This is a genomic window from Pseudonocardia bannensis (assembly GCF_012911875.1).
GTDB lineage: Bacteria > Actinomycetota > Actinomycetes > Mycobacteriales > Pseudonocardiaceae > Pseudonocardia > Pseudonocardia bannensis.
Window position 1 is genome coordinate 72,474 of record NZ_JAAXKZ010000009.1, and the last position, 13,643, is coordinate 86,116.

14 protein-coding genes are annotated in these 13,643 nt (G+C 72.8%); 6 read left to right on the forward strand and 8 right to left on the reverse strand.

All coding sequences use genetic code 11. The annotated features are described in order from the left end of the window. The first annotated feature begins 430 nt into the window (after nucleotides 1-430). From HF519_RS04540 to HF519_RS04550, 3 genes are all read left to right on the forward strand, one after another. Nucleotides 431-673 carry a hypothetical protein gene (locus HF519_RS04540; RefSeq protein WP_169410355.1) on the forward strand — a complete coding sequence of 81 codons (243 nt, stop codon included), beginning with the start codon at nucleotides 431-433 and terminating at the stop codon, nucleotides 671-673. A gap of 370 nt (nucleotides 674-1,043) precedes the next feature. Further along, complete coding sequence (locus tag HF519_RS32170) at nucleotides 1,044-1,406, forward strand: hypothetical protein (RefSeq protein ID WP_169410298.1); 363 nt, start codon at nucleotides 1,044-1,046, stop codon at nucleotides 1,404-1,406. Further along, complete coding sequence (locus tag HF519_RS04550; protein WP_312859895.1) at nucleotides 1,387-2,157, forward strand: gamma-glutamyl-gamma-aminobutyrate hydrolase family protein; 771 nt, start codon at nucleotides 1,387-1,389, stop codon at nucleotides 2,155-2,157. The genes HF519_RS32170 and HF519_RS04550 overlap by 20 nt, the downstream gene beginning before the upstream one ends. Before the next feature lie 171 nt (nucleotides 2,158-2,328). Here the strand turns inward: HF519_RS04550 and HF519_RS04555 are convergent, their stop codons facing one another. Next, nucleotides 2,329-3,174, reverse strand: a complete 846-nt coding sequence (locus HF519_RS04555; protein WP_169410363.1) for an aldo/keto reductase — start codon at nucleotides 3,172-3,174, stop codon at nucleotides 2,329-2,331. 246 nt (nucleotides 3,175-3,420) lie between these two features. Beyond that, nucleotides 3,421-5,808: a HelD family protein gene (locus HF519_RS04560; protein WP_498072980.1), complete on the reverse strand. Its 2,388-nt coding sequence runs from the start codon at nucleotides 5,806-5,808 to the stop codon at nucleotides 3,421-3,423. A 237-nt stretch (nucleotides 5,809-6,045) separates the two neighbouring features. Here HF519_RS04560 and HF519_RS04565 point away from each other — a divergent pair, with 237 nt between their 5' ends. Together HF519_RS04565 and HF519_RS04570 are read left to right on the forward strand one after the other, a co-directional pair. Beyond that, on the forward strand, nucleotides 6,046-6,780 hold the full coding sequence (locus HF519_RS04565) for an RNA polymerase sigma factor SigF (RefSeq protein ID WP_169410392.1): 735 nt from the start codon (nucleotides 6,046-6,048) through the stop codon (nucleotides 6,778-6,780). A 50-nt stretch (nucleotides 6,781-6,830) separates the two neighbouring features. Continuing rightward, complete coding sequence (locus HF519_RS04570) at nucleotides 6,831-7,319, forward strand: SRPBCC family protein (protein ID WP_169410365.1); 489 nt, start codon at nucleotides 6,831-6,833, stop codon at nucleotides 7,317-7,319. 159 nt (nucleotides 7,320-7,478) lie between these two features. Here HF519_RS04570 and HF519_RS04575 read toward each other — a convergent pair whose 3' ends face one another. Continuing rightward, a complete protein-coding gene (locus HF519_RS04575; RefSeq protein WP_169410366.1) occupies nucleotides 7,479-8,060 on the reverse strand; it encodes a type 1 glutamine amidotransferase domain-containing protein in 582 nt (193 codons plus the stop codon). Between the two features lie 146 nt (nucleotides 8,061-8,206). On the opposite strand from HF519_RS04575, the gene HF519_RS04580 reads away from it, so the two are divergent. After that, on the forward strand, nucleotides 8,207-8,380 hold the full coding sequence (locus HF519_RS04580) for a hypervirulence associated TUDOR domain-containing protein (protein WP_312859896.1): 174 nt from the start codon (nucleotides 8,207-8,209) through the stop codon (nucleotides 8,378-8,380). A 10-nt stretch (nucleotides 8,381-8,390) separates the two neighbouring features. On the opposite strand, the gene HF519_RS04585 is transcribed toward HF519_RS04580, so the two are convergent. From HF519_RS04585 to HF519_RS04605, 5 genes are all read right to left on the reverse strand, one after another. Further along, a complete protein-coding gene (locus HF519_RS04585) occupies nucleotides 8,391-9,479 on the reverse strand; it encodes a DNA topoisomerase IB (protein WP_169410368.1) in 1,089 nt (362 codons plus the stop codon). Between the two features lie 57 nt (nucleotides 9,480-9,536). Beyond that, nucleotides 9,537-9,887, reverse strand: a complete 351-nt coding sequence (locus tag HF519_RS04590; protein WP_169410371.1) for a TraR/DksA family transcriptional regulator — start codon at nucleotides 9,885-9,887, stop codon at nucleotides 9,537-9,539. A 105-nt stretch (nucleotides 9,888-9,992) separates the two neighbouring features. Beyond that, nucleotides 9,993-12,356 (reverse strand): glycoside hydrolase family 65 protein, encoded by a 2,364-nt coding sequence (locus HF519_RS04595; protein ID WP_169410372.1) that lies wholly within the window; start codon nucleotides 12,354-12,356, stop codon nucleotides 9,993-9,995. Next, on the reverse strand, nucleotides 12,353-13,096 hold the full coding sequence (locus HF519_RS04600) for a beta-phosphoglucomutase family hydrolase (protein ID WP_169410374.1): 744 nt from the start codon (nucleotides 13,094-13,096) through the stop codon (nucleotides 12,353-12,355). The genes HF519_RS04595 and HF519_RS04600 overlap by 4 nt, the downstream gene beginning before the upstream one ends. Nucleotides 13,097-13,157: 61 nt before the next feature. Further along, the coding region (locus tag HF519_RS04605; protein WP_169410376.1) for a histidine kinase at nucleotides 13,158-13,643 on the reverse strand (486 nt) is incomplete at its 5' end.

The window sequence follows — 13,643 nt, forward strand, 5'->3', positions numbered from 1 at the left end:
ACGGCATGGAGGACGCGTTCGGGGCGTCGCCGGCCCTCTGGGGCTGTCGGGCATGACGGCCGGCGATGGTGATCGGACGCCGTGCTCCCCGCGCCTGCCCGGGTGTCGTCGGCGTGCTCGTTCTCCTGCTCACCCTCGCGGCCCTCGCCACCGGCGCCTTGCTCACCCTGGCCGGCCGCCACCGGCCCGCAACCCTCCGCCCCGGTGGCGGCCGACCCCGGTTTCGGGCATGTCCACGGCCTCGACGTGAACCCGGCCGACGGTCTCGTCTACGCCGCGACCCACCACGGGGTCTTCCGGCTCGCCCCGGGCGGGCCGGAGCGGATCGCCGACCGCCACCAGGACACGACGGGCTTCACCTCTCCGCGAGCCCGGGCCCGCACACCTGGGACGGATCGTCAGCGCCGACGCGGCCCGCACGTGGACCTCGGTGTCCCTGCACGGCGAGGCGGATCTCCACGCCCTCACCGCGGCCGGTGCGACCGTCTACGGCTGGAACTCCCTGGACGGCCCGGTCCTGCGCGGCGACGATTCCGGCCGCACCTGGCAACGCGGCGCGACGCTGTCCACCGCGGCCCTCACCATCGACCCCGCCGACCGCGGCGGGTGCTGGCCACGACGGCGGACGGGCTGGTCGAGAGCCGCGACGGTGGCATCACCTTCACGCGCATGACCATCCGCCCGCCCGGCTGGTGCTGGTCGACCACGCCCCTCGCACCGGGGGTGGTGGAGAGGCCGCCCTCGCCGGATCGACGAGACGGGCACGGTCTGGACGTCCGGCGGCGCGGGCTGGGCCCGGGCCGGATCGCTCGACACGTCCCCACAGGCCTTCGCGGTCGCCGGGGCGGACCGCTACCTGGCCGCCACCGTGACCGAGCGGCCCTCGCCGAGCCGACCCCGGGGATGCCGGCGCCCGCCGGTGCCCCGGCCGTCCGGGTCCGGATGGAGCGGCTCCCGGGAACGCCGGTCCGCTTCGGCGTTCCCGAACGGCGATCACCGCCGGTACGGTCGGCTCCCCGCCGTTCAGGACGGAGGTCATCGCCATGACGCAGCACCAGGGCCGGATCTCCCTGGCGAGCCTCCGGGTCCTGGTCGACGAGCATCGCCTCCACACCTTCACCGACGTGCAGGGCCGGTCGCAGGGCTTCTCCCCGCTGGTCGCCCGCCTCATCGCGGGCCGGCAGGCCTGCCTGCGCGAGCTGACCTACGCGTACCGTCCGGACGCCGAGCCGGTGCCGGCAACACCGCGCGGGGCCGCCGAACCGTTCGGCGTGGGCAAGGTGGCCCGTGAGGCGTTCGGCGACGACATGGTGGAGCACCACTCGAACACGGCGCGGGTGGAGCTGGCCGCCTTCGACGCCGCGGTGACCGACTGGGAGCGGGCGCGTGGGCTCGAACGGCTCTGACAACGGCCCGGGAGCCGGTTGTGGCCCCGGCGGGAACCGCCGGCCCGTCATCGGGCTCACCATGTACGGCGAGCGGGCCCGGTACTGGATCTGGGACCACGAGGCGGCGCTGCTGCCGCGCAGCTACGTCGACGTCGTCATCGCCTCCGGCGGTGCACCGGTGCTGCTGCCGCCCGTACCCGCCGCCGCCGGCGCCGTCGACGCACTCGACGGCTTGATCCTCACCGGCGGCCCCGACATCGGGCCCGTCCACTACGGCGCGGACCCGCACCCGGAGACCGGGGCCGTCCGGCCCGAGCGCGACGCCGCCGAGCTCGCCGTGGTGCGCCGCGCACTACCGCGGGGGCTGCCCGTCCTCGGGGTGTGCCGCGGCGCCCAGCTGCTCAACGTCTCGCTCGGGGGGACCCTCACCCAGCACCTGCCCGACGTGCTCGGGCACCACCGGCACAATCCCGCGCCGGGGGTGTTCGGCCCCACGGCGGTCCGGCTGTCCCCCGGCAGCCGGGCCGCCGCCCTGCTCGGCGAGCGGGCCCTCGTGCACTGCCACCACCACCAGGCCATCGACCGGCTGGGTGAGGGATTGGTGGCCAGCGGCCGGGCCGAGGACGGCACGATCGAGGCCGTCGAGCTGGCAGGACACCGGTTCGCGGTCGGGGTGCAGTGGCATCCCGAGCAGGACGTGACGGACGTCCGGCTGGTCACCGCCCTGGTCGACCACGCCACCGCCCGGCGACGGGAGGCGGAGCGGTGAGCGCTCGCGGGATCCGGCGTCTCGACGACCGCCCCGCGCTGATCACCGGTGGGGCGAGGCGGATCGGGCTCGCGACCGCGCGCCGGATCGCGACGGACCTGTGCGGCGCCACGGCCGCGGCGCAGCTCGAGCGCCGGATCGTCGGACCTGACCGGGACTCATCACCCCAGCTCAGAGCACCTCGAGCGGGACCTTGTGGGTCGGTGGCGGGAACGCCGAATCGAGCAGCGCGAGGTCCTCGGGGCTGAGCCGGATGTCGCGGGCGGCGGCGTTCTCGCGGACGTGCTCGGGCGTTCCGGCCCGGGGGATCGTGTTGTTGCCGTCCATCCGCAGCACCCAGGCCAGCGCGATCTGCGCCAGGGTGGCGTGGCGACGACCGGCGACGGTGGCGATCGCGGGGTGGCCCAACAGCCGTCCCTGCTCGATCGGCGAGTAGGCCATGATCGGGATGCCGTTGTCGAAGCACCACGGGATCAGGTCGTACTCGGGCCCGCGGCGGGTCAGGTTGTAGAGGATCTGGTCGGTGGCGACCGTCTCCCCGCCGGGGATCCCGACCAACTCGGCCATGTCGTCGGTGTCGAAGTTGCTGACGCCCCAGTAGCGGATCGACCCCGCCGCGATCAGTTCGGCGAAACCGGCGAGCGTCTCGGCCAGCGGGATGGCACCCCGCCAGTGCAACAGGTAGAGGTCGATCACGTCGGTGCCGAGTCGCGCCATGCTCGCCTGGCAGGCGCGCACGGTGCCGACACGGGTCGCGTGGTGGGGCAACACCTTGTCGACGAGGAACACCTCGTCGCGGCGCCCGGCGATGGCCTCGCCGACCAGCACCTCGGCCGCGCCGTCGCCGTACATCTCGGCGGTGTCGATCACGTTCATGCCGAGGTCGAGCCCGAGCCTCAGCGAGGCGATCTCGGTGTCGCGGCGAGCCGGGTCCTCGGCGAGGTGCCAGGTACCCTGGCCGAGCGCCGCGATGGTCTCGCCCGAGGGCAGGACCACGGAGCGGATCGCCGTCGTCATGTGACCTCCTTGGAACGCCGACGACGAGGTCCTCCGCCCCGCCGCCGGCGTGCAGCCAACGGTGTCAGCCGGGACCGACGGGGGCCTCCGCCCCGGGTGACGGCGTTGCGGACGCCCTTCGCCCCGCCGGGCCGATACCCGCTCCCCCTCGCTGATCAAGGGCACAAGGGGGCCAGTCGATCTCCGCGGGCCCCCGTCCGCCCTTGATCGCCGGCTCGGGGACGGGGGTGCGGGGCCGGGGACGCGTTACGCGCGTCGCAGGCGCTTGAGCATCAACGGCAGGTCGGCTGCGTGAACGACGGTCAGCCGCTGGGTCGCCCGGGTCAGCGCGACGTAGAGGTCGCTGGCCCCGCGCGGCGACGCGGCCAGGATCTCCGCCGGCTCGACCAGGACCACCGCGTCGAACTCCAGCCCCTTCGCCGCGGTGATCGGCAGCACCACGACCGGCGCCTCGAGGTCCTCTTCCGGATCGGCGTCGCGGTCGTCGCCGCCCGTGACGTCCGACCCCAGCAGGTGAGCACGGAGCGCGGGCACCCGCTCGGTGGGAGCGAGGACGACGACCCGGCCCTCGCCGACCGCCTCCCGCTCCTGCGCGACGATCTCGGCGAGCGCCGGGCCGCCCTCCAGCTCGCCCGGCGGAACCCGCAGGGCACGCGGCGGCTCCCCGGTGCTGCGCACCGAACTCGGCGGGGCGAGGCCCGGGTCGATCACGGCCAGCACATCGTCGGCGACGTCGGCGATCTCGGCGGGCGTCCGGTAGTTCACCGTGAGCTGCTCGAGCCGCCAGCGGTTGGCCACGAACGGGCTGAGCACCTCGCCCCACGACCCGGCGCCGGCCAGGTCTCCGGTCTGCGCGATGTCCCCGACCACGGTCATCGAGCGGCTCGGGACCCGCCGCATGATCAGCCGCCAGGCCATCGGCGAGAGCTCCTGGGCCTCGTCGACGATCACGTGGCCGTAGGTCCACTCGCGGTCGGCCATGGCCCGGTCGGCCGTGGAGTCGTAGCGGCGCACCTGCTGGCGCTCGGCGAGCCGGTCGGCGTCGACGATGTCGGTGGCGCGCAGCAGTTCCGGATCGAGATCCTCCTCCAGATCCAGCACGTCGAGCACTCCTTGCGCGTACTCCACCTCCTCGCGCAGTGCGGCCGCCGCCGCGGCGGCGGCGGCGGAACCGTCGTCACCGAGCAGCTCGGCCGCCTCGTCGAGCAGCGGGACATCGGCCGGGCTCCACCGCTCGTCGTAGGGGACGTCGTCCCCCGGGGCCGGCCGGGCCAGCAGCGCTCGCTCCTCGGCGGGGATCCGCCGAGCCACCGAGTTGAGCCGGCGGGTGTCCGCGAACAGCTCGGTCAGCAACTGCTCGGCGGACAGGGTGGGCCACAGCTCGTCGAGCGCACGGGTGAGCTCCCGGCTCTCCTGCAGCTCCTCGCGGATGTCGTCGAGGTCTCCGGCGTTCAGCAGACCACGCCCGCCGAGAGTCCGGCTCACCTGTTCGGCGAGCAGCCGGATCGCCTCCCGGTGGAAGATCCGCTTGGCCTCGTTGTGCGGCTTGCGGGACCGCCGGGCCCGGGTGCGGGCCTGGTTGGCGATGTCGCGGTCCAGGCGCACCTTCTGCTGCTCGACCACGAGCTCGATCGGCCGTCGCGGCACCTGCTGACGGTCGCGCACCGCCGCCGCGACCACCTGCGCCATCTCCGCACGGCCCTTGATCGCGGCGGTCCGGGTGGACTCGGGGCGGCGCGCGTGCAGCCCCGGGTGCAGCTGCGCAACGGTGCCGAGCACGACGCTGGTCTCCCCGAGCGAGGGAAGCACCTGGCCGATGTAGCGCAGGAACGTCGCGTTCGGGCCGACGACGAGGACCCCTCGCCGGGCCAGCCGGTCGCGGTGGGTGTAGAGCAGGTAGGCGGCCCGGTGCAGCGCAACGGCCGTCTTCCCGGTGCCCGGACCACCCTGCACGACCAGCACCCCGGACGGCTTGGAGCGGATGATGCGGTCCTGCTCGGCCTGGATGGTCGCGACGATGTCGGTCATCCGTCCGGTGCGCGCCTGCGTCACCGCGGCCATCAGGGCGGCCTCGCTGGTCAGACCCGACCGGCTGCCCTGCTCGGCGGCGGACAGGTCGAGCACCTCGTCGTCGATGCCGGTGACGGTGCGACCACGACTGCGCAGGTGCCGACGCCGCCGGATGCCCTCGGGCGATGCGGCGGTCGCGGTGTAGAACGGCCGCGCCGCGGGCGCCCGCCAGTCCATCAGCAGCGGCTCGTACTCGTGCTCCTCGTCGAGCAGCCCGAGCCGGCCGACGTAGCGCCGTTCGCCCTCCTCGGTGTCCAGCCGGCCGAAGGCCAGCCCGTGCTCCGCGGCCCGCAGCGCGGCCAGCCGGTCGGTGTACATCGCCGCCGCGGCGTCGCGCTCGGTGAGCGCCTGGGGCGTGCCGACGGTCTCGCCGTGCAGCACCTCCGAGAGCCGCCGGGCGGTCTCGCGGCGTCGCTCGTCCAACCGGCCGTAGAGCATCGCCACGTACTCCTGCTCGTGGGCGAGCCCGTCACCGTCGGGTTCCGGGTGGGCCGGGCCGGCGGGATCGCCTTCGTTCTCGGTACGCCGATCGCGCGGATTCAGGGACGGCGCGCTATTCGACACGAGCAGAACACCTTCGCGAGGGGAGGGACGACGATCGCCCGGCCGACCTGCAGCCCCGGACCGAGCGACTATCCAACGTACCAGCGCCCGAGTTTCCCCGTCCGGGGCAGCGGGTAGGCCACTCCGTGCGCCCTCCCCCGTCCTGCTGGCTCATGGGGCATCGTGTCTGACCAGCAGTCACTTCCTGGCACCGACGCCGCGCGGGACTCCGAGCGGGACTCCGAGTACGCGCACCTGATGGGTCTGTTCACGCAGTTCACCGACCTCCCGCCGGACGCACCGGAGCGCGCGGAGCTCAGGTCGAAGCTGGTCACCGGATACCTGCCGGTCGTACGGCACATCGCCCGCCGCTTCGCCGGCCGCGGGGAGCCCGTCGACGACCTGGAGCAGGCCGGTACCGTCGGGCTGATCAACGCCGTGGACCGGTTCGACCCCGGCCGGGGCATCGACTTCCTGTCCTACGCGGTCCCCACCATCACCGGCGAGGTCCGCCGGCACTTCCGCGACCGCACCTGGTCGATGCGGGTGCCCCGGCGGCTCAAGGAGCTGCAGGGCTCGATCAACGGGGCGATCGGGCCGTTGTCACAGGAGCTGGGCCGGGCCCCGAGGCCCAGTGAGATCGCCGCCCGGCTCGGGCTCGACACCGAGGAGGTGCTCGAGGGACTCGACGCCCAGCAGGTCTACCGCAGCACGTCGCTCGACGAGCTCGTCGCCGGCGCGGACGCGGCGCTGAGCGAGACCCTCGGGGTGGCCGACTCGGAGCTGGACAAGGTCGAGTACCGCCAGACCTTGGCCCCGCTGCTCGACGAGCTCCCCGTGCGCGAGCGCACGATCCTCGTCCTGCGGTTCTTCGGCAACATGACCCAGACCCAGATCGCCGACAAGATCGGGATCTCGCAGATGCACGTCTCCCGGCTGCTCGCACAGACCGTGGCCGTGCTACGCCGGCGGATGACCGAGGACGAGTCCTGACATTACGTGGCCAATGTTTGGCGCGATTCCAGGTGAGGTACGCGGAAGACATGACCACCAACGTTCTGCACAGTGTCGAGGTCGCCGTCCCCGTCAGCACCGCGTACAACCAGTGGACGCAGTTCGAGAGCTTCCCGCAGTTCATGGAGGGTGTGGACCGCATCGAACAGATCGACAACACGCACACCCACTGGGTCACCTCGATCGGTGGCGTGAAGCGCGAGTTCGATGCCGAGATCACCGAGCAGCACCCCGACGAGCGCGTCGCGTGGAGGACCCGGAACGGTGTGCACCAGGCCGGGGTCGTCACCTTCCACCGGATCGACCCCGACACCACCCGGGTCACGCTACAGCTGGACTACCAGCCCGAAGGAGTGACCGAGAAGGTCGGCGACGCGCTGGGCGTCGTCGAGCGCCGGACGAAGGACGACCTGGCGAAGTTCAAGAAGTTCATCGAGGCCCGCCGCCACGAGGAGGGTGCGTGGCGCGGTGACGTCCAGCGCGCCCCCCAGAACGGTGAGGTCGCGCGGCCGTCCTGAGCCCGATCCCGACGGGGCCGTTCCGCAACGCGGGGCGGCCCCGTCGTCGCCCCCAGGCGCTTTCACCGCCGACCCTTCCCGACCGTCCAGAACCCCGTTCGGGAGACACGGACGAGTCCGGGCACCTCCACGGGTACCCGGACTCGGCGACGGGCCGGCTCAGCCCGCGGTGGCGCCCTCGGCGTGGACCGCGTGCCTGCCCTCGGCGAACTCCTCGACGATCTTGGCGCAGAACGCGGGGAGGTCGTCGGGGTTGCGACTGGAGACCAGGCCCTGATCGGTGACGACCTCCTCGTCCACGACGGTCCCGCCCGCGTTGCGGATGTCCGTGCGCAGGCTCGGGTACGAGGTGAGGGTGCGGCCCCGGACGAGGCCGGCCTCGACCAGCGTCCACGGCGCGTGACAGATCGCGCCGACCGGCTTGCCCGCGCGGAAGATCTCCTGCACGAAACTGCGGGCGTTCTCGTTTATCCGTAGCCGGTCCGCGTTCACGGTCCCGCCCGGCATGATCAGCGCGTCGTAGTCGGCGGCCTGCGCCTTGTCCAGCGTGACGTCGACCGCGAACCGGTCGGCCGGCTCGATGTCACCGTTCATCGCCTGGATCTGACCGTCGGCGATCGAGACGATCTCGGCGCGGGCGCCTTCCGCGGTGACCGCGTCCCGGGGCCGGGTGAGCTCGACCTGTTCCACCCCGTCGGTGGCCAGGATCGCGATGCGCTTGCCGTCCAACTTGCCTGCCATGACTCCCCTCCCGGAGCAGCCGCCCTCCGGGCTGCTTCCGCCGGTGATTACCCGACCGGGTCGGGACCAAACGGTTGCACGCGGTTACGGAGCGGGTATCCCGGGTTCATGGACGACCAGAGGCTGCGCAAGGGCGACGAGGTCGAGTGGAACAGTCACGGCGGCACGGCCGAGGCGAGGTCGTCGAGGAGATCACGACCGAGGCCGAGGCCGCCGGCCGAACGGTGACGGCGTCGAAGGACGAGCCGCGGTACCGGGTGGGCGGCGACAAGAGCGGCAACGACGCGGTGCACAAGCCCGGAGCCCTGAGGAAGAAGTAGCCTCCCGCGATCAGGACGAGCGGATCAGGCGCACGACGGCCCGTTCGAGCGCGGCCCGGTTCGTGTCGTCGGCGAGATCGGTGTCGCCGAGCCGGCGCACGGACGTGAGCACCGTCCGCCCGTCCTCGAACCGCTCGAGCACACGAGGATCCACATAGGACGACCGCGCCACGGCCGGGGTGTTGCCCAGGTGCTCCGACACCGCGGTCATCGCCGCGTTGATCATGCGCTTGCGGGACCGCGCGGCGTTCGGCACCCCGCCGTCGGCGGCCGCGGCGGCCAGGGTCGCCGCGGCCAGCACGGTCGCGTTCCAGGTCCGCAGGTCCTTGCAGGTGTACGCCTCGCCGGCGAGCTCCTTGACCGCGATGTTGAGATCCTCGGACCGGACGTCGTGCCAGTCGCGCCTGATCCGGTAGGCGAGCAGGTCCTCACCGCCCCCGCGCCGGCGCAACAGCGAGTTGACCACCCTGCGCAGCAACGGATCCCGCAATTCCAGGGTCCGCGGGACGCCGCCCTTGGCCGGGTAGGAGAAGCACACGGCACCTCGTCGGAGGCGGACGTGCTCGCGGCGCAGCGTGGCCAGCCCGAATGTGCCGCCCGTGCCGTCATCGGTGTCGGAGTCGTCGGAGTCCTCGCCGTCCGGTGCGTACTGCTCGCCCCCGGCCCGGAACACCCCGACGTCGAGCATGCGCACGGCCGCGGCGAGGACCCGATCCCGGCCCAGCCCGCGCTCGCCGAGCCGGCGCACGACCTCGACCCGCACGTCGGCCAGCCGGCGGCCGAGCTCGAGCACCCGGTCGTGCTTCTCGGCGTCGCGGCGGCGGCGCCATTCCGGGTGGTAGAGGTACTGGCGGCGGCCCGCGTCGTCGGTCCCGACCGCCTGGATGTGCCCGGCGGGGTCCGGGCAGATCCACACGTCGCGCCAGGCCGGAGGAATGACCAGCGCCTTGATCCGCCCGACCTCGGCCGGGTCCGTGAGACGCGCTCCGTCCACATCGGTGTAGCTGAAACCCCGCCCGCAACGGCGCCGGGCGAACCCGGGCGACGCCGGGTCCACCCGAACCAGTTCGACAGGCGTCTCGGAGCCGAGGGCGGTCACGCGCTGGGAGATACCCCCGCCGCCGACGTCCGAACCCCGGGCCGGTTCACCGCCCGGTCAGGTCGCCCCGTGGGGGTCCTGGTCGGCGTGCTCGCGGCAGGTCCGCACCTCGGGGCGGATCTCCAGTCGCTCGTCGTCGATCTCGCGGTCACACACCATGCAGCGGCCGTACGTACCGTCGTCGAGACGCTCCAGCGCCTCGAGGACGCGACGGCGCTGCTCACCGATGGTGTCCGAGAGCAGGTGGCTGTCCATCCGGGTCGCGACCTCGGAGCCGTGATCGCCGGGGTGCGTGCCCAGCACCGGGTCGTCCTGCACCTGCTCCTCCTCCCTGCGGGCGAAGGAGGCGCGGGCGTCGAGGTCGGACAGCTCGGCGGTCAGCAGTCGTCGGGCGCGATCGGGGTCCATGCCCGTCCTTCCGTGTCGGGGGCGCTGACGGTTTCATCAGCGCCCCCGCATACCCCGTCACGGTCGAACCGACTCATCCCCGAGCCCACCGGCCCGCGCCGCGGATCAGCCGGGGTGCCGCTGTCGCGGCGCTCGACCGTACGGCTGCTCGACGGGCTCGGCCACGGGCGCCGGGGGGATGGGCCGCGTCACCGGCTGGTCGGCCAGCGCCAGCGGCTCGTTGTGGTGCCGCAGCCGCATCGGCGGACCGCTCACCAGCCGGTACTCCGCCTCCTCCGGCGTGATCGTCACCCGCAGCTGCCGGCCCTGCCAGTTCAGGCCGAAGGAGATGCGGCCCAGCACCGGTGGCAGGCGCGGGGCGAACGAGATCCCGTCACGGTCGGACCGCATCCCACCGAACCCGGCGACGACGGCCGTCCACGTGCCCGCCATCGAGGCGATGTGCATGCCGTGGTCGGTGTTGCCGGCCAGGTTGTTCAGGTCGACGAGCGCGGCCTCGGCCAGGTAGTCGTAGGCGAGGTCGAGGTGCCCGGTCCACGCCGCGACGACGGCCTGCGTCGCCGCGGACAACGAGGAGTCCCGGACGGTGATCGCCTCGTAGTAGGCGAAGTTGCGCTCCATCTGCTCGGGGGTGAAGGCCTCCGGCCGCAGCTGCATGGCCAGCACCAGGTCGGCCTGCTTGATCACCTGCTTGCGGTACAGGTCGAAGTACGGGACGTTCAGCAGCAGCGGGTACTTCTCCGGCGGCGTGCTCTCGAAGTCCCACACCTGGTGGTCGGTGAAGCCCTCCGACTGCGGGTGCACGCCCAGGTTCTCGTCGAACGGGATGCGCATCGACTTGGCGGCGTCCCGCCAGCTCGCCATCTCCTCGGCGTTGACCCCGAGCCGGGCCGCGGCCCGCGAGTGCCGGGCGGCGACCTCGGCGGCGTAGAGCAGGTTCAGCTGGGCCATGAGGTTGGTGTAGACGTTGTTGTCCACGATGGCCGTGTACTCGTCGGGACCGGTCACGCCGTCGATGCGGAACTCCCCCGACGAGTCGTGGTGACCCAGCGAGCGCCACAGCCGCGCCGTCTCGACCAGCAGTTCGAGGCCGACCTCGCGCTCGAACTCGGTGTCCCCCGTCGCCGCGACGTGCCGGCGCACCGCGTCGGCGATGTCGGCGTTGATGTGGAACGCCGCCGTGCCCGCCGGCCAGTACCCCGAGCACTCCTGCCCGCGGATGGTCCGCCACGGGAACGCCGCCCCGGCCAGTCCGAGCTGCTCGGCCCGCTCACGGGCCAGCGGCAGGATCGACTGCCGCCAGCGCAGCGCGTCGGCCGCCGCGTCCGGGGCGAGGTGCGAGAGCACGGGCAGGGCGAACGTCTCGGTGTCCCAGAACGTGTGCCCGTCGTAGCCGTTGCCCGTCAGGCCCTTGGCCCCGATCGCCCGGCGTTCGGCGCGCGCGCCGGCCTGCAGCACGTGAAAGATCGCGAGCCGAACCGCCTGCTGCAGCTCGGCGTCACCCTCGATCTCGACGTCGGCGGTGCTCCAGAACTCGTCGAGGTAGGCCCGCTGCTCGGCGACCAGCCCCTCCCATCCGGTGAACCGGGCGGCCGCCAGCGCGGCGCGCACCTGGTCGTGCACAGCAGGCAGCGAACGCCGCGAGGACCAGCCGTAGGACAGGTACTTGACGACCCGCAGCGTCTCCCCCGGCTTCAGCCGGGTGATCACGGTGGTCCGGCCGATGTCCTCGGTGGCCTCCGAGGTGATCTTGGTGCCGGTGGGGCCGTGGACCTCGTGGTCCATCGCGGCCGCCAGCCGCAGCCCGGACTGCCGGGTCTGGTGCACCAGTGTCGCGCCGGCCTCGTCGCTGCGGTGCTGCTCGGCCACCAGCGGCTCGGCGAGGGCCGCCTCGACGCGCGGGTCGCCGTTGTCGATGTGCGGCAACTGCTCGTTGGCCACCAGCTCGGACTGCACGACGAGCAGCGCCGGCTCGTCGAGCACCTCGACCTCGTAGCTGATCGCGGCGATCGCGCGCTGGGTGAGCGACACCAGCCGCTCGCTGCGCACCCGCACCGCCTTGCCGGCGGGCGAAACCCATTCGACCTCGCGGGTGAGCGTCCCGGCCTGCAGATCGAGCACCCGCTCGTGGCGGCGCAGCTGGCCGTAGCGCAGGTCGAACGGCTCGTCGTCGACCAGCAGCCGTACCAGCTTGCCGTTGGTGACGTTGATGATCGTCTGACCCGACTCGGGGTAGCCGTAGCCGCCCTCGGCGTAGGGCAGCGGTCGGCGCTCGTACAGCGAGTTGAGGTAGGTGCCGGGGATCGCGTGCGGCTCCCCCTCCTCGAGGTTGCCGCGCAGGCCGATGTGCCCGTTGGACAGCGCGAACACCGACTCGGTCTGCCCCAACGCCTCCAGGTGCAGCGCCGGCTCACGGACGACCCACGGCTCGACGGTGAACGGGCGGCCCGAATCCGGGCTCGCAGTCATGATTCCTCCAGCAGATCGGCGAGGTCGTCAACAACGACGTCTGCGCCGTGCCGACGTAGCGCGTCGGTTTGCCCGAGTCGGTCAACGCCGATGACCGAGCTGAACTTCCCGGCACGACCGGCCGCAACCCCGGCCAGGGCGTCCTCGAAGACGACCGCCGCACCGGGGTCGACGCCGAGGTCGGCCGCGGCGGCGAGGAACGTGTCCGGGGCGGGCTTGCCCGGCAGCGAGCGCTCCTTCGCGGTCACCCCGTCGACGCGATGGTCGACGAGGTCGCTCAGCCCTGCGACCTCGAGCACCTGGGCCGCGTTGGCCGAGGACGACACGACCGCCGTGCGCAGGCCGGCGGCGCGGACGGCGTGCAGATAACGCACCGATCCGGGGTAGACGTCGACCCCGTCGCTCTGGATCTTGTCCTGGACCAGGTCGTTCTTCCGGGCCGCCAGCGCGTGGACCGTCTCCGCGTCGGCGGGGTCACCCGGGCCGCCCGCGGGCAGCTCGATGCCCCGGGAGCGCAGGAACTCCCGGGTGCCCTCCAGCCGGGGCCGGCCGTCGACGTAGGCGGCGTAGTCGGCGGTGACGTCGAACTCGCGGAACGCGGTCCCGTCGCGCTCGGCGCGGGCACGTAGATACTCGTCGAACATCTGTTTCCACGCGGCTGCGTGCACACCGGCGGTGTCGGTGAGGACACCGTCCAGGTCGAACAGGCACGCGCGCGTGCCCTCGGGGAGGCCCAACATGGGCGCACGGTATCCGGTAATCGATCCAGAACGCGCAGCAGGAGTCCCGTGACGGTCTACGTCACAGTGCGTGATACCCGGAGTGATCGGAGGCGGGCACCGCACCGACCCGGAGCCGTACCGGCTCCCCGACACCGGCGTCCACCACGCTCACCACACAGTCCGGGCCGACGGCCTCGGCGGTCACGCACACGGTGCCGCCCTCGAGCCGGGGCTCGATGCGCTGCTGCACCGTCGCGCGCACCGTCGCCAGCACGCACCGTGGTGCAACCGGCACCTGGTCCAGCGCGGCATCGAAGGTCACCTCGACCTGCAACCGCCTGCCGAAGCGCGCCTGCTCGAGCTGCAGGTAGGCGCGGACCGCGGCGATCTCCTCGCCCAGCGTCGTCGTGGTGTCGGCGGGCTGGTCGGCAGCGCGGGAGAGGTCGGCGAAGCCGAGCAGCAGTTCGCGAGCCCGGGTCGGGTCGGTCCGTACGAGCGCGGCGATGGTGTTGAGCGCGTTGTAGACGAAGTGCTGGTCCAGCCGGGGGACGTTCGGGTGCTCCAC

Bases quoted from the DNA above. Each gene is read 5' to 3' on its own strand.
- HF519_RS32170 (WP_169410298.1), top strand. From the start codon at position 1,044: ATGACGCAGCACCAGGGCCGGATCTCCCTGGCGAGCCTCCGGGTCCTG.
- HF519_RS04555 (WP_169410363.1), bottom strand. From the start codon at position 3,174: ATGACGACGGCGATCCGCTCCGTGGTCCTGCCCTCGGGCGAGACCATC.
- HF519_RS04565 (WP_169410392.1), top strand. From the start codon at position 6,046: ATGGGTCTGTTCACGCAGTTCACCGACCTCCCGCCGGACGCACCGGAG.
- HF519_RS04570 (WP_169410365.1), top strand. From the start codon at position 6,831: ATGACCACCAACGTTCTGCACAGTGTCGAGGTCGCCGTCCCCGTCAGC.
- HF519_RS04575 (WP_169410366.1), bottom strand. From the start codon at position 8,060: ATGGCAGGCAAGTTGGACGGCAAGCGCATCGCGATCCTGGCCACCGAC.
- HF519_RS04590 (WP_169410371.1), bottom strand. From the start codon at position 9,887: ATGGACCCCGATCGCGCCCGACGACTGCTGACCGCCGAGCTGTCCGAC.
- HF519_RS04595 (WP_169410372.1), bottom strand. From the start codon at position 12,356: ATGACTGCGAGCCCGGATTCGGGCCGCCCGTTCACCGTCGAGCCGTGG.
- HF519_RS04600 (WP_169410374.1), bottom strand. From the start codon at position 13,096: ATGTTGGGCCTCCCCGAGGGCACGCGCGCGTGCCTGTTCGACCTGGAC.